This window comes from Streptomyces sp. NPDC016851, assembly GCF_055562795.1.
Map to the genome: position 1 here is coordinate 31148 of NZ_JBVHEP010000039.1, position 21849 is coordinate 52996.

Annotated in this window: 14 protein-coding genes; 9 read left to right on the forward strand and 5 right to left on the reverse strand. The window is 70.6% G+C overall.

What is annotated here, in order from left to right:
- Positions 1-5 precede the first annotated feature (5 nt).
- Positions 6-854, forward strand: a complete 849-nt coding sequence (fdhD, locus tag ACZ3I3_RS39195) for a formate dehydrogenase accessory sulfurtransferase FdhD (RefSeq protein ID WP_467372557.1) — start codon at positions 6-8, stop codon at positions 852-854.
- 120 nt (positions 855-974) lie between these two features.
- Here fdhD and ACZ3I3_RS39200 read toward each other — a convergent pair whose 3' ends face one another.
- The gene (locus tag ACZ3I3_RS39200; RefSeq protein ID WP_467372558.1) at positions 975-1427 is read right to left on the reverse strand and encodes a MarR family winged helix-turn-helix transcriptional regulator; all 453 of its coding nucleotides are present in this window, start codon (positions 1425-1427) and stop codon (positions 975-977) included.
- A 104-nt stretch (positions 1428-1531) separates the two neighbouring features.
- On the opposite strand from ACZ3I3_RS39200, the gene ACZ3I3_RS39205 reads away from it, so the two are divergent.
- The 3 genes from ACZ3I3_RS39205 to ACZ3I3_RS39215 all read left to right on the forward strand — a co-directional run bounded on the left by ACZ3I3_RS39205 (position 1532) and on the right by ACZ3I3_RS39215 (position 5742).
- A complete protein-coding gene (locus ACZ3I3_RS39205) occupies positions 1532-2449 on the forward strand; it encodes a quinone oxidoreductase family protein (RefSeq protein WP_467372560.1) in 918 nt (305 codons plus the stop codon).
- Between the two features lie 171 nt (positions 2450-2620).
- Entirely contained in the window at positions 2621-4492 is a 1872-nt protein-coding gene (locus ACZ3I3_RS39210) for an exo-alpha-sialidase (protein ID WP_467372562.1), read from the forward strand.
- Between the two features lie 11 nt (positions 4493-4503).
- Positions 4504-5742: a DUF4185 domain-containing protein gene (locus ACZ3I3_RS39215; RefSeq protein WP_467372563.1), complete on the forward strand. Its 1239-nt coding sequence runs from the start codon at positions 4504-4506 to the stop codon at positions 5740-5742.
- Here ACZ3I3_RS39215 and ACZ3I3_RS39220 read toward each other — a convergent pair.
- A complete protein-coding gene (locus ACZ3I3_RS39220; protein ID WP_467372587.1) occupies positions 5678-6691 on the reverse strand; it encodes a bile acid:sodium symporter family protein in 1014 nt (337 codons plus the stop codon). The genes ACZ3I3_RS39215 and ACZ3I3_RS39220 overlap by 65 nt on opposite strands.
- A 187-nt stretch (positions 6692-6878) precedes the next feature.
- Between ACZ3I3_RS39220 and ACZ3I3_RS39225 the strand changes: the two genes are divergently transcribed.
- The 3 genes from ACZ3I3_RS39225 to ACZ3I3_RS39235 all read left to right on the forward strand — a co-directional run bounded on the left by ACZ3I3_RS39225 (position 6879) and on the right by ACZ3I3_RS39235 (position 10811).
- Complete coding sequence (locus ACZ3I3_RS39225; protein WP_467372564.1) at positions 6879-7811, forward strand: LysR substrate-binding domain-containing protein; 933 nt, start codon at positions 6879-6881, stop codon at positions 7809-7811.
- A gap of 224 nt (positions 7812-8035) precedes the next feature.
- Positions 8036-9862: an AMP-dependent synthetase/ligase gene (locus ACZ3I3_RS39230; RefSeq protein WP_467372566.1), complete on the forward strand. Its 1827-nt coding sequence runs from the start codon at positions 8036-8038 to the stop codon at positions 9860-9862.
- Between the two features lie 157 nt (positions 9863-10019).
- Positions 10020-10811 (forward strand): aldo/keto reductase, encoded by a 792-nt coding sequence (locus ACZ3I3_RS39235; protein ID WP_399406566.1) that lies wholly within the window; start codon positions 10020-10022, stop codon positions 10809-10811.
- 134 nt (positions 10812-10945) lie between these two features.
- Here ACZ3I3_RS39235 and ACZ3I3_RS39240 read toward each other — a convergent pair whose 3' ends face one another.
- Complete coding sequence (locus ACZ3I3_RS39240) at positions 10946-11881, reverse strand: class I SAM-dependent methyltransferase (protein WP_467372568.1); 936 nt, start codon at positions 11879-11881, stop codon at positions 10946-10948.
- Positions 11882-12019: 138 nt separating this feature from the next.
- Entirely contained in the window at positions 12020-13741 is a 1722-nt protein-coding gene (locus ACZ3I3_RS39245) for a glycoside hydrolase family 6 protein (protein WP_467372570.1), read from the reverse strand.
- A gap of 401 nt (positions 13742-14142) precedes the next feature.
- On the opposite strand from ACZ3I3_RS39245, the gene ACZ3I3_RS39250 reads away from it, so the two are divergent.
- Together ACZ3I3_RS39250 and ACZ3I3_RS39255 are read left to right on the forward strand one after the other, a co-directional pair.
- On the forward strand, positions 14143-17061 hold the full coding sequence (locus ACZ3I3_RS39250) for a glycoside hydrolase family 48 protein (RefSeq protein ID WP_467372571.1): 2919 nt from the start codon (positions 14143-14145) through the stop codon (positions 17059-17061).
- A 207-nt stretch (positions 17062-17268) separates the two neighbouring features.
- Positions 17269-19917, forward strand: a complete 2649-nt coding sequence (locus ACZ3I3_RS39255) for a cellulose binding domain-containing protein (protein WP_467372573.1) — start codon at positions 17269-17271, stop codon at positions 19915-19917.
- 49 nt (positions 19918-19966) lie between these two features.
- Here ACZ3I3_RS39255 and ACZ3I3_RS39260 read toward each other — a convergent pair whose 3' ends face one another.
- Positions 19967-21841, reverse strand: a complete 1875-nt coding sequence (locus ACZ3I3_RS39260) for a rhamnogalacturonan lyase (protein WP_467372574.1) — start codon at positions 21839-21841, stop codon at positions 19967-19969.
- Between the last annotated feature and the right edge of the window lie 8 nt (positions 21842-21849).

Sequence of the window (21849 nt, forward strand, 5' to 3'; positions counted from 1 at the left end):
AGGACATGGGACGAGTCACGGAACGACGCAAGGTGCTCCGCATCCGCGACGGGGCGGTCTCCAGCCGTCCGGACACGCTCGTCGCCGAGGAGCCCCTGGAGATCCGGCTGAACGGCAAGCCCCTGGCGATCACCATGCGCACGCCGGGCGACGACTTCGCGCTGGCGGCGGGCTTCCTGGTGAGCGAGGGGGTGCTGGGCGGGCAGCAGGACCTGCGGAACATCGTCTACTGCGCCGGGGCCACGGCCGACGGCTCGAACACGTACAACGTGGTCGACGTGCAGACGGCCCCCGGGGTGGTGATCCCCGACATCACGCTGGAACGGAACGTCTACACGACGTCCTCCTGCGGGCTGTGCGGCAAGGCGTCGCTGGACGCGGTGCGCACGACGGCCCGCTGGCCCATCGCCGACACTCCCCCGGTCCGGGTCACTCCCGAGCTGCTGGCGGGCCTGCCCGACCGGCTGCGCGCGGCCCAGCGGGTCTTCGACCGGACCGGCGGCCTGCACGCGGCGGCGCTCTTCTCGGAGGACGGCGAGCTGCTGGACGTCCGGGAGGACGTGGGCCGGCACAACGCGGTCGACAAGCTGGTCGGCCGCGCCCTGCAGAACGGGGAGCTGCCGCTGTCCCGGACGATCCTGCTCGTCTCGGGCCGGGCCTCCTTCGAGCTGGCCCAGAAGGCCGTGATGGCCGGCATCCCGGTCCTGGCGGCGGTGTCCGCTCCGTCCTCGCTGGCGGTGGACCTGGCCGCCGAGACGGGCCTGACGCTGGTGGGCTTCCTGCGGGGCACCTCCATGAACGTGTACGCGGGTGAGGACCGGATCGCTCTGCGGGCCGCGGCCGCCCAGGGCTGACCAGGTTCCTTCCGCGACACGGCGGCGGGGCCCCGACCGGCGGGGAGCGCCCCCTGCGCCGCAGGGGCCCCGTCTCGGCCCGGGCCCGGCGGAGCAGCCGTCAGTCGCCCGTGCCGGAGGTCAGTCGCCCGTGCCGGTGTCGCCCGTGCCGGATATGCGCCGCAGCATGCCCGTGAACTCCTCGCGTTCGGCCTCCGACAGCGGGGCGAGCAGCTCTTCGTTGGCCGCGCGGGCCGCCTTCTCGCAGCGTGTCAGCAGCCGGGCTCCCCGGGCGGTGAGGGACACGGCGTTCTTCCGCCGGTCCTTCGGGTCCGGCTCGCGCACCACCAGGCCCGCCGCCTGGAGGTCGTTCAGGACGCCGACCAGGTCCTTGGGGTCCAGCCGGACCCCGCGCCCGAGGTCGGCCTGGGCGACGGGGCCGAGGTCCCGGACGGCGGAGAGCACGACGTGGTGCCACATCCGCATGTCCACCTCGGCCAGTGCCTCGGCCACCAGGGCCCGGCCGCGGGCGGCGGCACGGCCGAGCAGCCAGCTGGGCAGGGAGCGGATCGCGGGGAGGGGGGCTTCCGACATGGCCGCAGCCTAACCAAGAGATCGTTGGTTCTCCCTATGATCCTCCTATACCGTTGGGCACCCCAACGAATCTGTGGGGACCACCAACGACATCCGGAGGTGCGATGCGCCGTGTCCGCTACGAATCCCGAGGCGGCCCCCTGTTCCTGGAGGAGGCACCGGTGCCCGAACCGGGCCCCGGAGAGCTGCTCGTGCGCGCGGAGGCGATCGGCGTCACGCTCCCGGTCGTCCGCAAGGTCGGCGAGGCGGCGGAGCCGGTCCCGCTCGGCGGAGAGATCGCCGGGGAGGTCACGGCAGTCGGCGAGGGCGTCACCCGCTTCGGCACCGGCGACCGCGTGACGGGGCTCTGTTTCGGCCACGGCTACGCCGACTTCGCGCTCCTGCACGAGGCCATGGCCTCCCCGGTCCCGGCGGACGCCGACGCCGTCACGGCCGTCGCCCTGGTCCGCAGCGGCCTGGTCGCCCTCGGCGCCCTGGAGGCGGCGCGACCCGAGCCGGGCGAGGCGGCCCTGGTCACCGCCGCGGCGAGCGGTGTCGGGCACCTGGCCGTGCAGCTGGCCAGGACGCGGGGCGCCGGGCGGGTCGTGGGGGCCGTCTCCGATCCGGCCAAGGCCGGCTTCGTCCGTGACCTCGGCGCCGATCACGTCGTCACCTACGGCGACGACACCTGGGGCGCCCCGGTCGACTACGCCCTGGACGCGGTCGGCGGCGAGCTGCTCACCCCGGCCCTCGCCGCACTCGCCCCGGAGGGACGGCTGGTGGCGTACAGCTCGGGCGGGGGCACCGTGCAGGCGTACGACCTGCTCGCCGGCGCCAAGTCGGTGATCGGGTTCCAGATGGCCCGTGTCGCGCGCGGGAAGCCGGAGTTGTACGAGCAGTGGCGCGAGGAGCTGTGGCGGCTGTTCGCGGCCGGAGAGGTCAGGCCCGTCGTGCACGGGGAGTTCGCCCTTCAGGACGCGGCGAAGGCACACGGGGAGATCGAGGCGAGGGCCAACCTCGGCAAGGTCGTCCTGATCCCCTGACGCACGCTCCTTGTGGGGGGTCTGTGAAGCCAAGTACCGTCTGTGGCCCCACACATGGGACGTGGGATGTCCGGTTGACCGAATGTCCGTGCCTCGGACTTCCGATCCCCGGATTTCTGTTCCCATGCCTCGGTGGTCCAGCCGACAGACGCATGAAGGGCAGGTCGCACCATGCCGTCAAGACTTCGCGCACGTCTGAGATCCACCCTGACAGCCGTCCTCACCGCCGTGGCGCTGCTCGCGCCCGTCGGCCCGGCCCGCGCCCAACCCGCCGCCGCCTTACCGGAGTTCGAGCAACAGGTCCTCTTCAAGGCCTCCCAGGACCCCGGCTACGCGTGCTTCCGGATCCCGGCGATCGTGCGGACCACGGCCGGCACGCTGCTCGCCTTCGCCGAGGGCCGCGTCCTCAACTGCGGTGACGCGGCCGACATCGACATCGTCCTCAAACGCTCCACCGACGGCGGCCGCACCTGGGGACCGCTCCAGGTCGTCAACGAGGGCGCGGGCGACACCCACGGCAACCCGGCGCCCCTCGTGGACCGCAGGACCGGCCGCATCCTGCTGGCCGAGACGTACAACACGGGCCGTACGGACGCCGGCAACTGCACCGTCCCCTGCGACCGCACCCCGCACCTCCAGTACAGCGACGACGACGGCCGGACCTGGTCCGAGCCGCGCGACCTGAGCGACCAGATCCTGCCCGGCCACTGGAACTCCTGGTACGCCACCGGGCCCGTGCACGGCATCCAGCTCACCCGCGGCAAGCACGCCGGGCGGCTGGTCTTCGGCGTGAACACCGAGACCTGGAACGGCAGCCGGGTCAGCGCCAACCACGCCGCGCTCATCGTCAGCGACGACGGCGGCGACCACTGGCGGATCGGCGCCACGGACTCCTGGCCGATAGCGCAGGACGGCATGTTCCGGCAGAAGCCCTCGGAGGTGACGCTCACCGAACGGGCCGACGGGGCCGTCCTCGTCAGCGGACGCGAACAGGACGGCACCGACCTGGGGCACCGCTCCCAGACCCTCAGCCTGGACGGCGGCGACAGCTTCGCCACGCCCTTCCGCGCCCTCCCGGACCTCTACACCCCACAGGTCCAGGGCGCGACGCTGCGCCTCGGCCACCGGATGCTGCTGTCCGCCCCGGCCGATCCCGACCGCCGCCGGACGATGATGGTCCGCTCCTCCTACGACGGCGGGCGCACCTGGGACAGCGTGGACCGGGGCACGGTCGTCACCACGGACTGGTCCGGCTACTCCGACATGGCGGCGGTCGACTCCTCGACGGTGGGCCTGCTGTACGAGGGCGGCGCGGTCGACGCCCGCGACGAGATCCGCTTCGCCCGTTTCACCGAGGACTGGCTGAAACCGCGCCGTGGCGCCGACCCGACCACCCGCGACGCGGCACCGGGCGCGAGGCCGGCGGCCGTGCTCGGCGATGCCGGGCGGACGGCGGGTGTCCTCGGCAGCGCGCTGTCCTTCGACGGCACCGACGACGCCGTACGCCTGCCCTACCGGTCCCGACTGCCGCTCGGCGAGGGGGACTTCACGGCCTCGCTGTTCTTCCGCTACACGGCCACGACCGGCGAACAGCCCTTCCTGTGGATGGGCGGCATCGGCACCAACCAGCCGCAGGTCTGGCTGCGCGGGGAACCGGCGAGCGACCGGGTCCGGGCGCTCATCACCACCCGGTCGGGCGCGACGACCGTCCGGACGGCCTCGGTGTGGACCGACGGCGCCCACAACGACGGCCGCTGGCATCACCTGGTCCTGCGCCGGGGCGGCGGGCAACTGACCCTCTTCCTCGACGGCACGCCGGTCAGCACCCCGGACGTGCCGGGCTCGGTCAGCCGTAACTCCCCGTTCGGCGTGCACATCGGCCAGCGCATGGACAGCCGGGCGTTCCTGACGGGAGCGATCGACGACGTCCACGTCTGGAACCGGGCCCTCACCGACAGGGAGTTGGGCGCCGGCACCAAGGGCGCGGCCACCAGGGGCACGGTCCTGTGGCTCCCCATGGACCGGGTGAGCGGCAGCAACTAACGTCACGGCACGTGCCCGACGACGCAGAAACAGCACGAGCACGACAGCGCACCGGAACCGGGATCGGCCTGCTGCTGGTCCTGGTTCTCGGCGCCGCGCTGCTCATCGCCCTCCCCGAGGACGAGAGCCCGGACGACGACACCGCCTGCGGGGCGCGCACCGTGCGCTCCTGGCAGGCGGACGACGGCCTCACCGCCGAGTTCGCCCGCTACGGCGACGACGCGGCCCGCACCGACGACTGGACCGGCGGCGACGGCACCCACTCGGTGCGGCTGCCGGACGGCCGGGTGCTGTGGCTGTTCTCGGACACCTACCTGGGCCGGGTGTACGGCCCGCCCAACCCGGCCGGTGAGTCCCACGCCTGGCGGGACACCACCGCGCCGCTGGTGCGCAACTCGGCCGTGCTGATGCGCGACGGCCGGCTGGAGACCACCCTCCCCGCCCCGCTCTTCGCCGACCCGGCGCCGAACCAGTGGCGCTGGCCGGTCGCCGCCCGCGTCGAACCCCGCTCCCCCGGCTCCTCGGAGCAGGTCGTCCGGGTGCTGCTGTGGGTGCGCACGGCCGGCCAGGCCCCGTGGATCTACGGCGTGCCCACCGCGACCGAGGTCGCCACGCTGTCGCTGCCCGATCTGCGCCTGGAGTCGGTCGTCAAGGTGCTCGACCAGCAGCTGGTCCCGGACCCGTCCCGGCGGGTGCTGTTCGGCACGACGCTGGTCGAGGAGGGCGGCTGGACGTACGTCTTCGGCGGCGACGACGGCCGGGCCGCCTCCCGCCCGGCCTCGCACGCGTACGTGGCGCGGGTGCCGGAGGGCAGGCTCGGGGACCCGGCGGCCTGGCGGTACTGGAACGGCTCGGCGTGGGCGGCCGGCGCCCGTCCCCGGGCGGTGCTCGGGGACGGGCAGCGCAGGGGGGTGGGCAGCGCGTTCTCGGTCGTCCGGGACGGCGGGACGTACGTGCTGTTCACGATGGCCGCGGGCACGAAGGGCCTGACCACCGTCGCCTCGTACTGGGCGTGCTCCCCGGCCGGGCCGTGGCACGGGCCCGCGAAGGAGTTCAGCCCGTCGCTGCCGCAGGGCCAGGTGGCCGCCTACAACCCGCAGGCGCACCCGGTCCTGAGCGGCGAGGGACGTCTCGTGCTGAGCTACGACGTCAACTGGCTGGAGACGACGGGCGCCGCCGCCCAGCTCAGCCGGAACGTGTCCCTGTACCGACCGCGGTTCGTGACGCTGCGGCTGGCTCCGGCCCGGTGACCTCCGGGCGGGGGTCGTGCGAGCGGCGCTTGGCGATCACCGCGCAGACCATCAGCTGCATCTGGTGGAAGAGCATCAGCGGCAGCACGGCCAGCGAGGCCTGCGGGCCGAACAGGACGCTCGCCATGGGCAGTCCGGCGGCCAGGGACTTCTTCGATCCGGCGAACTGGAGGGTGATCCGGTCCTCCCGGACGAAGCCCAGCGCCTTGCCGCCGTACCAGGTCAGCAGCAGCATCACGGCGAGGATCACGGCCTCGACGACGAGCAGCCCGCCCAGCCGGAGAGGGCTCACCTGGTGCCAGATGCCCTGGACCATGCCCTGGCTGAACGCGGTGTAGACGACGAGCAGGATCGAGCCGCGGTCCACCAGCGCGAGGACCTTCTTGTGGCGGGTGATGAAGCCGCCGATCCAGCGGCGCAGCAGCTGCCCGGCGAGGAACGGCACGAGCAGTTGCAGCACGATCTTCAGCAGCGAGTCGGCGGAGAACCCGCCGCCGCTGCCGCCGAGCAGCGAGGCCGCGAGCAGCGGGGTGGCGACGATGCCGACGAGGGAGGAGAAGGAGCCCGCGCAGATCGCGGCGGGCACGTTGCCGCGGGCCATCGAGGTGAAGGCGATCGAGGACTGCACGGTCGACGGGACGAGCGTGAGGAAGAGCAGGCCCTGGTACAGCGGGTGCGTCAGGATCACCGGCACCAGCCCGCGGACCGCCAGGCCGAGCAGTGGAAAGGCGACGAAGGTGCAGGCCAGGACGGTGACGTGGAGCCGCCAGTGGCGCAGCCCGTCCAGGGCCTCACGGGTGGACAGCCGGGCGCCGTAGAGGAAGAACAGCAGGGCGATCGCCGCCGTGGAGGCACCGGACGCGACGTCGGCGACCGTCCCGCGCGCCGGGAACAGGGCGGCGACACCCACCGTCGCGAGGAGGAGAAGGATGTACGGGTCGATCGGCATCCGACGCGGCCGGCGCAGGCGTTTCACGGTGCTCCACTTGCTCGGGACTTACGGGCGGTACATACGTGCGGTACTCACGTGCGGTGCGGGCCGGTACGGCCCCCTTCCATCCTGCTCCTCGGCCCGGCGATCGGGAATCCCGCATACCGCTCTCACTGTCATCACGTTCCGCGATAGCCTGGCGCTCATGTACGACCCCTCCCATCTGCGCACCTTCCTCTCGGTGGCGCAGACGCTGAGCTTCACGCAGGCCGCCCGGCGGCTCGGGCTGCGGCAGTCCACCGTCAGCCAGCACGTGCGGCGGCTGGAGGACGCCACCGGGAGGACGCTGTTCACCCGCGACACGCACTCGGTGGAGCTCACGGAGGACGGCGAGGCCATGCTCGGGTTCGCGCGCCGGATCCTGGAGGTGCACGAGCAGGCGACGGCGTTCTTCACGGGCACCCGGCTGCGCGGCCGGCTGCGCTTCGGCGCGTCGGAGGACTTCGTGCTGACCCGGCTGCCGGAGATCCTCGAGGGCTTCCGGCACGACCACCCCGAGGTCGACCTGGAGCTGACGGTCGAGCTGTCGGGCACGCTGCACGAGCAGCTCGCCGCCGGGAAGCTGGACCTCGTCCTGGCCAAGCGGCGGCCCGAGGATCCGCGCGGCGAGCTGGTCCGGCACGACAGGCTGGTGTGGATCGGCGCGGAGCGCCTCCGGCTCGACCCGGACCGTCCCGTGCCGCTCATCGTCTATCCGCCGCCGGGCATCACCCGCGCGCTCGCCTTGGAGGCGCTGGAGCGGCAGGGCCGCGAGTGGCGCGTGGTGTGCACGAGCGGCTCTCTCAACGGCCTCGTCGCGGCGGCCCGGGCGGGGCTCGGCGTGATGGCCCACTCCCGCGGCCTCATCCCGCCGGGCCTGGTCCGGATCCCGGACCGGGCGGGGCTGCCGGAACTGGGACAGGTCGACTTCGTCGTGGTCCACGGCCGGCGGAGCCCCGCCGCCCAGGGAGCGGCGGACGCCCTGGCCGCGGCGATCCTGGCGGGCGGCGACCGACTGAACCGGAGTGACGAAATCCGCCTGCGGGGCGCTGACAGAAGAGACGGCCGGGCACCGCGCACGAGGAGCCTCGGGCCGTAGGGCGTCGTACAGATTCGGTGGAGATTACGGCTCCGAAACTTACTCAACCGTCAGGATTCTGTCCGACCCTTCCCCATGTGGGCGCATTTTCCCTCCCTGACCAGCGCGGACAAGAGTGCTGCTCGCCTTCGCCACCCCTCCCGCCCCCTGCCCGGTTGGGGTAGCTTTCACGGCGCTGTGCGGAGCGTCACTCAACAAAAGCGCTGAGGAGCGGGGAGCGGGGTTTGCGCGAGTTCACCAACCCTCCGTTGGCGTTGGCACCTCCGGTGGGCGGTCTGGCCGACGTGGTCTTCGAGTATGCCCAGGATGACCCGCTGCGCATCGCGCTGGGCCGCAAGGACGAGTCCGGGCAGTGGCGCGACGTCACCAGCGCCGAGTTCCGTGACGAGGTGCTCGCCCTGGCCAAGGGCCTGCTGGCGAGCGGAATCCGGTTCGGCGACCGCGTCGCGATCATGTCCCGTACGCGCTACGAGTGGACGCTGTTCGACTACGCGCTGTGGACGATCGGCGCCCAGGTGGTGCCGGTCTACCCGACGTCCTCGGCCGAGCAGTGCTTCTGGATGCTGTACGACGCCGAGGTGACGGCCGCGGTCGTGGAGCACGAGGACCACGCGATGACGATCGCCACCGTCATCGACCGGCTCCCCCAGCTGCGCCGCCTGTGGCAGCTCGACTCCGGCGCCGTGCACGAGCTGTACGACGCCGGCGCGCACCTCGACGACGAGGTGGTGCACCGCCACCGGCAGGCCGTCACCCCCGACTCGGTCGCCACGATCATCTACACCTCGGGCACCACCGGCCGCCCCAAGGGCTGTGTCATCACGCACGGCAACTTCATGTACGAGGCGGACACGGTCATCGAGCGCTGGGAGCCGGTGTTCCACTCCAAGCGCGGCGACGAGGCCGCCACCCTGCTGTTCCTGCCGCTCGCCCACGTCTTCGGGCGGATGGTCCAGGTCGCCGGGATCCGGGGCAAGGTGAAGTTCGGCCATCAGCCGCAGCTGAACGCGGCGGCCCTGCTGCCGGACCTGGCCGCGTTCAAACCGACGTTCTTCCTGGCCGTGCCGTACATCTTCGAGAAGGTGTTCAACGCGGCCCGCCGCAAGGCCGAGAAGGAGGGGCGTTCCGGCCCGTTCGAGAAGGCCGTCGACATCGCCATCAAGTACGCGGACGCGATGGAGGCGAAGGCCTGGGGCATCGGCCCCGGCCCGTCCGCCGGCCTGCGCATGCAGCACCAGTTGTTCGACAAGCTCGTCTACGCCAAGATCCGCGCCGCGATGGGCGGCCGCATCAAGCACGCCATGTCGGGCGGTTCGGCGATGGACCGGCGGCTCGGCCTGTTCTTCGCCGGGGCGGGCGTGCACATCTACGAGGGCTACGGCCTGACCGAGTCCACGGCCGCCGCGACCGCCAACCCGCCCGGCCGCACGCGCTTCGGCACGGTCGGGCAGCCCATCCCCGGTATGACCGTGCACATCGCGGACGACGGCGAGATCTGGCTGCACGGCCAGAACGTCTTCCAGGGGTACCTCAACAATCCCAAGGCGACCGACCAGACCCTGCACGACGGCTGGCTGGCCACCGGCGACCTCGGCGCACTCGACGAGGACGGCTACCTCACCATCACCGGCCGCAAGAAGGAGATCCTGGTCACATCGGGCGGCAAGAGTGTTTCTCCCGGTGTGCTGGAGGAACGCGTCCGTGACCATCCACTGGTCAACCAGTGCATCGTCGTCGGCAACGACCGCCCGTACATCGCCGCCCTCGTGACCCTCGACCAGGAGGCCGTGGAGCACTGGCTGACGATGCGGGGCAAGCCGCGGATGTCCGCGGCGGAGCTGGTGCGCGACGCGGATCTGGAGGCGGAGGTGCGGCGCGCGGTGGTCGCGGCCAACACCCTTGTCTCGCAGGCCGAGTCCATCCGCACCTTCCGCATCCTGGCCCAGCCGTTCACCGAGGAGCACGGGCTGCTGACCCCGTCCCTGAAGCTGAAGCGGAAGGCGATCGAAAAGGCGTACGAGAACGAGGTCGAGGCACTGTACCGGGCGTGATTCTCCAGGTAACAGGTGAATCTCACGCCGGAATTCTCCCGTCAGGAATGCATCACGGCTCGTGATCGTTGACGATGGGAGGTACACCGACCACAAACCGAAGGATCGAGAGCTCGTGAGCAAGGTCCCCCCGATCATCCTGAACAACGGCGTCGAGATGCCCCAGCTGGGCTTCGGCGTCTGGCAGGTGCCGGACGACGAGGCCGAGTCGGCCGTCGCGACGGCGCTGGAGGCCGGGTACCGCAGCATCGACACAGCGGCGATCTACGGCAACGAGAAGGGCACCGGCAAGGCCATCGCCGCGTCCGGTCTCCCCCGCGAGGAGCTGTTCGTCACCACGAAGCTCTGGAACGCCGACCAGGGGTACGACTCGACGCTGCGCGCCTTCGACACGTCGCTGGACAAGCTCGGCCTGGACTTCGTCGACCTGTACCTGATCCACTGGCCGCTGCCGGCCCGGGGCACCTACGTCGACACGTACAAGGCGTTCGAGAAGCTGCACGCCGACGGCCGGATCCGGGCCATCGGTGTCTCCAACTTCCTTCCCGAGCACCTGGAGCGGCTGATCGGCGAGACGTCGGTCATCCCGGCCGTGAACCAGATCGAGCTGCACCCGCACCTCCAGCAGAGCGAGGCCCGTGAGTACCACGCGGAGCAGGGCATCGCCACGGAGGCCTGGTCGCCGCTCGGCCAGGGCAAGGGCCTGCTGGAGGTCCCGGCGATCGTGGCCATCGCCCGGAAGCACAACCGCACTCCGGCCCAGGTCGTCCTGCGCTGGCACATCCAGCTGGGCAACGTGGTCATCCCCAAGTCCGTGACGCCGGCACGGATCAAGGAGAACATCGAGGTCTTCGACTTCAGCCTGGACACGGAGGACCTGGCGGCCATCAGCGCCCTCAACGAGGACCGCCGCCTGGGCCCGGACCCGGCAACGTTCGACGGCGCCTGAGGAATCCGACTGCCCGCAGCTGGCCCAGCTGCGGGCAGTCGTGCCGCTGGGGCGGCACGGGTGGGCGCAGCGGCACCCCGCTACGCCGGGCTGCGCACCCACCCGCTCCCAGCACCAACGCCGAGCACCCCGTATCAACCGGCAGCCGCGCGCACGGCCGTGTGCACCGTATGCGCCTCCAGAACAAACACATCCGCCCGCCGGTGCAGACTCGCCTCGTCGTCGGGGTCAAGCAGCCGATCAAGAGTCGCGAGATCCTCCGAGTCGAGCCCGCCCTCGAGCCTCTCGCGCACGTGTGACAGAGACGCCACGACATACGCCCGGGCCCGCTCCGAGGCGGGCGCGGGCAGGTCGAGCAGGAACGTATGCGTCCTGGCATGCTTCAGTCCCGCGGCGGCCAGCAGCCCCGGCCAGTCCTCCGCCTCCGCGACATGCCCCGGCAACTCCGCCCGCATCCGCGTGAACCACTCCGCTTCCACCGCGTCGATCCGCGCCTGGAGCCCGGGCCGGCCGATGCCGATGTCGCGCGGCAGGTACCGCGGGGGCAGACCACCCTCCATCAGGGCGAGCGTGCCGCCGGGCGCCAGCCGCGCGGCGAAGGCGGTGAGCGCGGCCCGCTGGTCGCCCAGGTGGTGCAGGCTGCGGCTCGCCCAGAGCAGGTCGGCGGGGTAGTCCAACTGGTCGAGCACGTCCGGGAGTTCACCGGCGATCGTGTCGAAGCGGTCGGCGACCCCCAGCCGCTCGGCCCGTGCCCGTGCCCGCTCCAGCAGGGGCTCCGAACCGTCCACCGCGACGATCCGCGCGCCCGGGAACGTCTCGGCGAACAGACACGACACGACGCCCGGCCCGCTGCCCGCGTCGACGATCAGGCCCGGCTCGGTCACCTCCTGCGCCAGCCAGGCCATGGCCCGCTCGTACAGGGACGCGAACAGCTCCGCCTGTGACTCCAGCTTCGGGCCCATCTCGGCCCAGTCGATGTCCGTGGAGCCGTGATGGTGGCCATGGCCCTGCCCGTGCTCCTGGTTGTGCTCGTGGTCTTGGTGGTGGTCGTGGTCGTGGTCGTGCGCCATGGTGGTCAGCCTCTCCCTCGGATGCCGCCAGCCTGAGCCGACGCACCGGGGAAGGCCACCGCTCTTGCCGTTCCCGCAAGAGAATGATCCGCCGGGGCCGGAGCCCCGGCGGATCCGTGGGGACGGGGTGTCAGCGGGTCAGGACAGCGGCGGGTACGCGTTCTGCATCAGCTGCCGGAACTGGGCGGAGAACCAGTGCCCGGAAATCGGCGCGTCCGGCAGGGCACCGGACGGGTTGTTGCCGTTGCGCGGGTTGCCCTCGTACGTCGGGTCGCACATCCGGTCGAAGCCCTTGCCCTCGGGGTTCGGGATCTCCTTGCTCGCCCCGTCGGACTCGCCCGGCGGCTTCATCCACACGTAGGCGTCGATCCCGGCGGCCGGGCTGGCCTTCGGGCGCTCGCCGAGGCCGGCTCCGGACTGGTTGCACCAGTTGCCGGGGTTGATGCGGCGGTCGTAGCGGCCGCCGTCGACGTAGGTGTCGACGGAGGTCTGGGCGCCGGGGCCGGTGGGCCGGGCGGCGCCGCCCCAGCCGTTGCGGGAGGTGTCGATCAGCATGCCGATGCCGGAGTTGAAGCCGACCGAGACCAGCTGGTTGCGGAAGGCCTGGGCGAAGGACAGCTCGTCGACGTAGCGGTTCCAGTCGACCCAATTCGACTCGCGGACGGACTTGCCGGCCACGTTGTCGTTGATGGAGAAGTGGTCCTCCTTCAGGGCGCTGTAGTTCGCCGTGTTGGTGATGAAGCCGTGGACGTCGTTGACAGTCGCGCCCTCGGCGGTCGCCGCTTCCTTGAACAGGGTCGCGGAGGGAGCGAAGTTGTCGTCCCAGCCGATCCAGCCGTGGTGGCCGGCGTCGACGTAGTTGTAGACGTTCGGCACGTCGCCGAGCTTGTTCAGCGCGTAGCCGACGCCCTTGATGTAGTTGCCGTTGGCCTTCATCACGTCGCACTGCGGGGTGGCCGTCGGGCGGCTGCCGGTGTTGGTGACGAGGTTCGGCAGCGAGTCGATCTCGACGGTCGTGACGATTCGCAGCGAGGAGTACTTCGAATCGGCGAGGATCGCCTTGATCGGGTCGATGTACTCCGTCTTGTAGCGGCCGATCTCGTCGGGCTTCAGCTCGCCGTTGGAGGCGAGGGCGGCGCAGTCACGGCCGGGCAGGTTGTAGATCACGAGCTGGACGACGAGCTCGCCGGAGCCCTTCTGGCGCAGCGCCTCGTCGAGGTGGGCGCGCAGGCCCATCTTGCCGCCGGCGCCGTTGATCGCGGCGATCCGGTCCAGCCAGACACCGGTCGGCTGGTTGGCGATGCGGCTGCCGCCCGGCTCGGCGGCGGCGTTCGCGGACCACTCGGGGTTCACGTACACCTTGGCGCCGTCGTAGGGGTTGTTGACCCGGTTGGCGGGGCCGCCCGGGTCCGGCGGATCCGTGGGGCCGCCGGGACCGCCGCTGTCGACGTTGCAGGTCACACCGTCGAGGGTGAAGGTGGCCGGGATCGCGTTGCTGCCGCTGTAGGAGCCCTGGAAGCCGAAGCTGACCGAACCGCCCGTCGCGAGCTGGGCGTTGTAGCTCTCGTTGGCCACGGTGACGTCGGCACCGCTCTGGCTGATCTTGGCGTTCCAGCCGCTGGTGACCTTCTGGTTGCCGGCGTACGACCACTTCAGCGACCAGGACGACTTCGCGGCACTGTTGTTGGTGATGGTCACGGCGGCGGTGAAGCCGGTGTTCCACTGGTTCTGCACCTTGTAGTCGACGGTGCAGGGGACGGCGGTGGTGCCGATGCCGTCCGGGTCGACGGCGAACGCCGTGCCGGTCGCTCCGGCGACCAGGGCCATGGCGGCCAGTAACGCTGTTCTCGTACGGCTCATGAGTGCGGGTTTCCCTTTCGGTGGTGGGGGTGTCAGCCGTTCAGGGCGCGCTCCGACAAGGACATGAGGAACCCGGCACCGGCACTCGCGCAGCCGGGGACGACCGCGAGAGCGGCGGCTATAAGTACTGAACGCGAGGGGTGTCGCATGAGCGACTCCGTGCAGGTCGGGCCCGTCGTGACGGACGCGTCGACTGATGGAACCGCTCCCACTGGTGTCAAGGAAGGTAGCGCCAAGTGTCGGCAAAGAACAGGGGAGTCACTGACTTTCGCTCAACACGCGGCGTCGAATCTTTTCGACTCTTCAAAGACCTTGACCGGTACCTGACCCATCCTCACTATGGGAGCGCTCCCACTGGTTCAAGCCTTGACTTCTCCGAGCCGCAAGGAGGAACCAGCACCATGCATCCCCCACCCCGGAGGCGGAGAGCGGTGCGGCGTCTGTGGACCGCCGCGCTCGCAGCTCTCGCGCTTCCGTTGACGATGCTCTCCTCAGGGTCGACCACCGCGCAGGCGGCCGCACTTCAGTGCAGTGTCGATTACAAGACGAACGACTGGGGCTCCGGCTTCACCGCGGACCTGACCCTCACCAACCGCGGCACGGACGCCATCGACGGCTGGACGCTGACCTACGCCTACTCCGGCAACCAGAAGCTGGGCAACGGCTGGAACGGCACCTGGTCCCAGTCCGGCCAGAACATCACCGTCAAGAACGCCGCCCACAACGCGCGGGTCGCCGCGGGCGCCGCCGTCTCCACCGGCGCCCAGTTCAGCTACAGCGGCAGCAACACCGCGCCCACGTCCTTCGCGGTCAACGGCACCCCCTGCACCGGTGCCCACCAGCCGCCGATCGCCGTGCTGACCAGCCCGGCCGCCGGCGCCGTCTACACCCAGGGCGAGGCGGTCCCGCTGGCCGCCACCGCGGCCGCCGCGGACAACGCCACGATCAGCAAGATGGAGTTCTACGACGACACCAAGCTGCTGGGCACGGACACCAGCGCGCCCTACGCGCTGTCCGTCTCAGATTTGACCGTGGGCAGTCATTCCTTGGTGGCGAAGGCCTACGACAGCATGGGCGCCTCCGCCGACTCCACCCCGGTCGGCATCACGGTCGCCGCCGGCCCCACCGTCGTCGCCTCGCCCCTCCAACTGGGCGTGCAGTCCGGCAAGTCGGGCACGTACGAGGTGAAGCTGTCCAAGCAGCCGGCGTCCAACGTGACGGTGACGTCGGCCAGGGCGAGCGGCAACTCGGGCCTGTCGGTCACCGGCGGCGCCTCGCTCACCTTCACCCCGCAGAACTGGAACACCGCGCAGAAGGTGACCGTCACCGCGGCCGGCTCCGGCACCGGCTCGGCCGTGTTCGAGTCGACGGCAGCGGGTCACGCCAAGGCCTCGGTCACCGTCACCCAGCTCGCGGCGAGCAAGGCGTACGACGCCCGCTTCCTCGAGCTCTACGGGAAGATCACCAACCCGGCGAACGGCTACTTCTCCCCCGAGGGCATTCCCTACCACTCGGTCGAGACGCTGATCGTCGAGGCGCCGGACCACGGCCACGAGACCACCTCGGAGGCGTACAGCTACCTCCTGTGGCTCCAGGCCATGTACGGCAAGGTGACCGGTGACTGGTCCAAGTTCAACGGCGCGTGGGAGCTCATGGAGAAGTACATGATCCCCACCAAGGCCGACCAGCCGACCAACTCCTTCTACAACGCCTCCAAGCCGGCGACCTACGCGCCCGAGCTGGACACACCGGGCGAGTACCCGGCCAAGCTCGACGCCGGCGTCTCGGTGGGCCGGGACCCGATCGCGGCCGAGCTGAAGAGCGCGTACGGCACGGACGACGTCTACGGCATGCACTGGCTCCAGGACGTCGACAACGTCTACGGCTACGGCAACTCGCCCGGCAAGTGCGAGGCGGGGCCGTCGGACACCGGCCCGTCGTACATCAACACCTTCCAGCGCGGCTCGCAGGAGTCGGTCTGGGAGACGGTGCCGCAGCCGACCTGCGACGCCTTCAAGTACGGCGGCAAGAACGGCTATCTGGACCTGTTCACCGGTGACGCCTCCTATGCCAAGCAGTGGAAGTTCACCAACGCGCCGGACGCCGACGCGCGCGCCGTGCAGGCCGCCTACTGGGCGGACCTGTGGGCCAAGGACCAGGGCAAGGGCGGGCAGGTCTCCGGGACCGTCGCCAAGGCGGCCAAGATGGGCGACTACCTGCGCTACTCCATGTTCGACAAGTACTTCAAGAAGATCGGCAACTGCGTCGGACCCTCCACCTGCCCGGCGGGCACCGGCAAGGACGCCTCGATGTACCTGATGTCCTGGTACTACGCCTGGGGCGGTGCCACCGACACCTCGGCCGGCTGGTCCTGGCGCATCGGCTCCAGCCACGCCCACGGCGGCTACCAGAACCCGCTGGCCGCCTACGCGCTGGGCAACTACGCCCCGCTGAAGCCCAAGTCGTCGACGGGCGCGGCGGACTGGGCCAAGTCCATGGACCGGCAGCTGGAGTTCTACCGCTGGCTCCAGTCGGACGAGGGCGCCATCGCCGGCGGCGCGACCAACAGCTGGGCGGGCCGGTACGCGACCCCGCCCGCCGGGAAGTCGACGTTCTACGGCATGTACTACGACGAGAAGCCCGTGTACCACGACCCGCCGTCCAACCAGTGGTTCGGCTTCCAGGCGTGGTCCATGGAGCGGGTCGCCGAGCTGTACCAGCAGACGGGGAACGCGCAGGCCAAGACGGTCCTCGACAAGTGGGTCGACTGGGCGCTGTCCGAGACCACGTTCAACCCGGACGGCACGTTCCGTGTCCCGTCGACGCTCCAGTGGTCGGGCCAGCCCGACACCTGGAACGCCTCCAGCCCCGGCTCCAACAGCGGACTGCACGTCACCGTCGCCGACTACACCAACGACGTCGGTGTGGCGGCCGCGTACGCCAAGACCCTGACGTACTACGCCGACCGCTCAGGTGACACGGAGGCCGCGGCGGCGGCGAAGAAGCTGCTGGACGGTATGTGGGCGAACCACCAGGACGACATCGGGGTCGCCGTCCCGGAGAACCGCGCGGACTACAACCGGTTCGACGACCCGGTGTCCATCCCGAGTGGCTGGACGGGCACGATGCCGAACGGTGACGCGATCAACTCGTCGTCGACGTTCGACTCGATCCGGTCCTTCTACGAGGACGACCCCGCCTGGTCGAAGATCGAGAGTTATCTCGCGGGCGGTGCGGTGCCGTCGTTCACGTACCACCGGTTCTGGGCCCAGGCGGACATCGCCCTGGCCATGGGCTCGTACGCGGAGCTTCTCGAATAGCCCCCGCCGGGCGCTCCGCGGGTGGCGCGGGGACTTCGGCTGCCGGTCCGTCGTGGCTGGTCGCGCAGTTCCCCGCGCCCCCGAAGCAGCGTCCGAAGCTCTGCGTACATGGCCCTGCACCTGACGCAGGGCCACGGCCGGGCGGCTCCACACGCACTGGGGCCGCCCGGCCCTCGCACGTTCCCCCCTCACGGAAGGAACCCCACCGTGCGAAGAACCCGTGCTCTCACGGCCGTGCTCGCGCTGGCGGCCGGGCTGTTGTCGGGCGCTCCCGCCGCCCTGGCCGCCGATCCGCCGTCTACGAAGATCGCCGCCGACACCTACACCTGGAAGAACGCCCGCATCGACGGCGGCGGCTTCGTCCCCGGCATCGTCTTCAACCGGTCCGAGAAGAACCTCGCCTACGCCCGGACCGACATCGGCGGTGCCTACCGGTGGCAGGAGGCCTCGAAGACCTGGACGCCGCTGCTGGACTCCGTCGGCTGGGACGACTGGGGGCACACGGGGGTCGTCAGCATCGCCTCCGACTCCGTCGACCCCGACAAGGTGTACGCGGCGGTCGGTACGTACACCAACAGCTGGGATCCGAAGAACGGTGCGGTCATGCGCTCCTCCAACCGGGGGGCGAGCTGGCAGAAGGCGAATCTGCCGTTCAAGCTGGGCGGCAACATGCCGGGGCGGGGCATGGGCGAGCGGCTGGCCGTCGACCCGAACCGCAACAACGTGCTGTACCTGGGCGCGCCGAGCGGCAAGGGGCTGTGGCGGTCGACGGACTCGGGCGTGACCTGGTCGCAGGTGACGAACTTCCCCAACGTCGGGAACTACGCGCAGGACCCGAGTGACACGAGCGGCTACGCCTCCGACAACCAGGGCATCGTCTGGGTCACCTTCGACGAGTCCACGGGCACCTCGGGCAGCGCCACGAAGACGATCTACGTGGGGGTCGCCGACAAGGACAACGCGGTGTACCGCTCGACGGACGCGGGCGCGACCTGGCAGCGGCTTGCCGGGCAGCCCACCGGCTACCTCGCCCACAAGGGCGTCCTGGACGCGAAGAACGGCCACCTCTACCTCGCCTACAGCGACAAGGGCGGCCCGTACGACGGCGGCAAGGGACAGCTGTGGCGGTACGCGACCGGGAGCGGGACCTGGAAGGACATCAGCCCGGTGGCGGAGGCCGACACCTTCTACGGCTTCAGCGGGCTGACCGTGGACCGGCAGAAGCCGGGCACGGTGATGGCGACCGCGTACAGCGCCTGGTGGCCGGACACGCAGATCTTCCGGTCCACGGACAGCGGCGCGACCTGGACCAAGGCCTGGGACTACACGTCGTACCCGAACCGCGAGAACCGCTACACGATGGACGTCTCGTCCTCGCCGTGGCTGACCTGGGGCGCCAACCCGCAGCCGCCCGAGCAGACGCCGAAGCTGGGATGGATGACGGAGGCCCTGGAGATCGACCCGTTCAACTCGAACCGCATGATGTACGGGACGGGCGCGACGATCTACGGCACCGAGAACCTCACCAACTGGGACAGCGGAAGCAAGTTCGCCATCAAGCCGATGGTGCAGGGGCTGGAGGAGACAGCGGTCAACGACCTGGCGTCACCGCCGTCGGGCGCGCCGCTGCTGAGCGCGCTGGGTGACATCGGCGGCTTCCGCCACACGGATCTGACGAAGGTCCCGTCGATGATGTTCACCCAGCCGAACTTCACGACGACCACGAGCCTGGACTTCGCCGAGTCGAACCCGAACACGGTCGTCCGGGTCGGCAACCTCGACTCCGGTCCGCACATCTCGTTCTCGACGGACAACGGCGCCAACTGGTTCGCGGGGACCGACCCCTCGGGCGTGAGCGGCGGCGGCACGGTCGCGGCGGCGGCCGACGGCAGCCGGTTCGTGTGGAGCCCCGAGGGCGCCGGCGTGCACCACGCGACGGGCTTCGGTACGTCGTGGCAGCCGTCCGGCGGAATCCCCTCCGGGGCGATCGTCGAGTCGGACCGCGTCGACCCGAAGACCTTCTACGGCTTCAAGTCGGGCAAGTTCTACGTCAGTACGGACGGCGGGGCGACGTTCAAGGAGTCCCCTGCGACGGGCCTGCCCGGCGGTGACAGTGTCCGCTTCAAGGCGCTGCCCGGCGGCAAGGGCGACGTGTGGCTGGCGGGCGGCGCGAGCGACGGGGCGTACGGCCTGTGGCACTCGACGGACGGCGGCACGAGCTTCACGAAGCTGCCGAACGTCGAGCAGGCCGACACCATCGGCTTCGGCAAGGCGGCCCCCGGCGCCTCCTACCAGACGCTCTACACCAGCGCGAAGATCGGCGGCGTGCGTGGCGTCTTCCGCTCCACGGACAAGGGCGCGAGCTGGACCCGCATCAACGACGACGCCCACCAGTGGGGCTGGACGGGCGCGGCCATCACCGGTGACCCGAGGGTGTACGGCAGGGTGTACGTGGCGACGAACGGCCGTGGCGTCATCTACGGCGACAGCTCCGACGGCGGCACCACGGGCCCCGGACCCGGCCCCGAGCCGACCGGTGCCTGCAAGGTGACGTACAAGGTCACGAGCCAGTGGTCGGGCGGCTTCCAGGCGGACGTGCAGCTCACGAACACCGGCACCAGCGCCTGGAGCGGCTGGTCGCTCGGCTGGTCCTTCGCCGACGGGCAGAAGCTGACCCAGGCGTGGAACGCCGAGGCCGCGCAGTCGGGTTCGGCGGTGACGGCGAAGAACGTCGGCTGGAACGGCAACGTGGCGGCGGGCTCGTCCGTGAGCTTCGGCTTCACGGCCAACTCGTCGGGGACGAACGCGAAACCGACGGCGTTCAAGCTGGGTGACCAGAGCTGCACGGTGGCCTGACCGTGCTGGCGAGGGCGTATGCCTCAGGCGGCATACGCCCTCGGCTTTCTCAGGGGGTGTAGACCGTCGGCCTGGGAGCCGTCGGCATGGCGTTGCCGATGAAGAAGCTCGGGTGCGGGGGCTGGTTGTAGGCCGTGTTCTGCCAGGCCAGGGCCGTGCGGTACTGCGTGTCGTGGAGCAGGGTCGTGATCTTCGTGCTGGTCTCGTGCGGGGTCGAGTAGATGCGCAGCGCGGTGTTGCCGCTGGTGCGCCAGACGACCTCCTCGCGCCAGTCGCCGAGGATGTCACCGGACAGGACGGGCGTGGACTTCGTGCCGTTGTTGGAGGAGACGCCGGATCCGGTCAGCAGGCGGGTGTCGCCCGAGGTTCCGTACTTGTCGATGTGGGTGCCGTCGAGGAGTTCGCGGACCGGGTCGCCGTCCCACCAGGACAGGAAGTTCATGCTGGACGGCTCCCGGCCGAGCGAGGCGCCGGTGGCCGAGCGCAGGGTCGTGTCGGCGGCGGACCAGGCCTCGGCGCCCGGGCTGCCGGCGTAGACGTCGGCGGCGACACCGCGGCCGTTGTCCGAGCCGGAGGCCGTCCGCCACAGGATCTGGCCGGTGCGGGCGTCGGCCATCCAGGAGCCGGGTGAGCCGGAGTTCTCGGAGACCTTGAAGTACTCCAGGCCCGCGCGGGAGGGGTTGAGGTCCCCGACGTGGCCGGCGTCGCCGTGGCCCAGCCTGGTCGTCCACAGGCCGTTGCCGTTGTCGTCGACCGTCATCGCACCGTAGACGATCTCGTCCTTGCCGTCGGCGTCGACGTCCGCGACGGAGAGGCTGTGATTGCCCTGACCGTCGTAGCCCTTGCCACTGTTGGTCGAGGAGTTGGTGTCGAACGTCCAACGGCGGGTGAAGGAGCCGTTCCGCCAGTCCCAGGCGGCGATCACGGTCCGGGTGTAGTAGCCGCGCGCCATGATCAGCGACGGGCGGGCGCCGTCCAGGTACGCCGTGCCCGCCAGGAAGCGGTCGACGCGGTTGCCGTAGTTGTCGCCCCAGGAGGAGACGTTCCCGCGGCCCGGGACGTAGTCGACGCTCTGCATCGCCTTGCCCGTCTGCCCGTTGAACATCGTCAGGAACTCCGGGCCGGAGAGCACATAGCCGCTGGAGTTGCGGTGGTCGGCCGAGGAACTGCCGATGACCGCGCCGGTGCCGTCCCTGGTGCCGTCGGCCGTCTTCATGGCGACCTCGGCCTTGCCGTCACCGTCGTAGTCGTACACCTGGAACTGCGTGTAGTGCGCCCCGGAGCGGATGTTGCGCCCCAGGTCGATACGCCACAACCGGGTACCGTCCAGCTTGATGCCGTCGACGATCGTGTTGCCGGTGTAGCCGGACTGGGAGTTGTCCTTGGCGTTGGTCGGCTGCCACTTCAGGACGATGTCCAGGGCACCGTCACCGTCCAGGTCACCGAGGCTGGCGTCGTTGGCCTCGTAGGTGTACGCCGAGTTGCCCGGGGCCGTGCCGCCCGCGGGCGGGGAGATCGGGACGTCCTTGTAGCCGGTACGGAACTGGATCGCGTGCACCGAGTCGCCCTGCTCCACGCCGTTCACGATCGCGCGGACCGTGTAGTCGGCGTGCGAGGGGGCGCCGGAGTGGAAGTAGTTCGTGGAGCCGGTGATCGGGGTCGCGTTGACCTTCGTACCGGCCCGGTACACGTTGAACGACGCGTCGTTCGGGTCGGTGCCCAGCCAGCGCCAGCTGACCAGGTTGCCGCTGCCGGTGTGGACGCTGACCACGCCCCGGTCCAGCTTCTCGACCTGCCGGGCGGTGGCGGCCGCTGCGGTGTCGTCGGTGGCGAACGTGGTCAGGCCTGCGCCGACGAGCGCCGCCGTGGCTGCGGCGACGGGCAGGAGCAGACGGCGTCTGCGGTGCCTGTGCGGGTGCTTCACGGGACGGA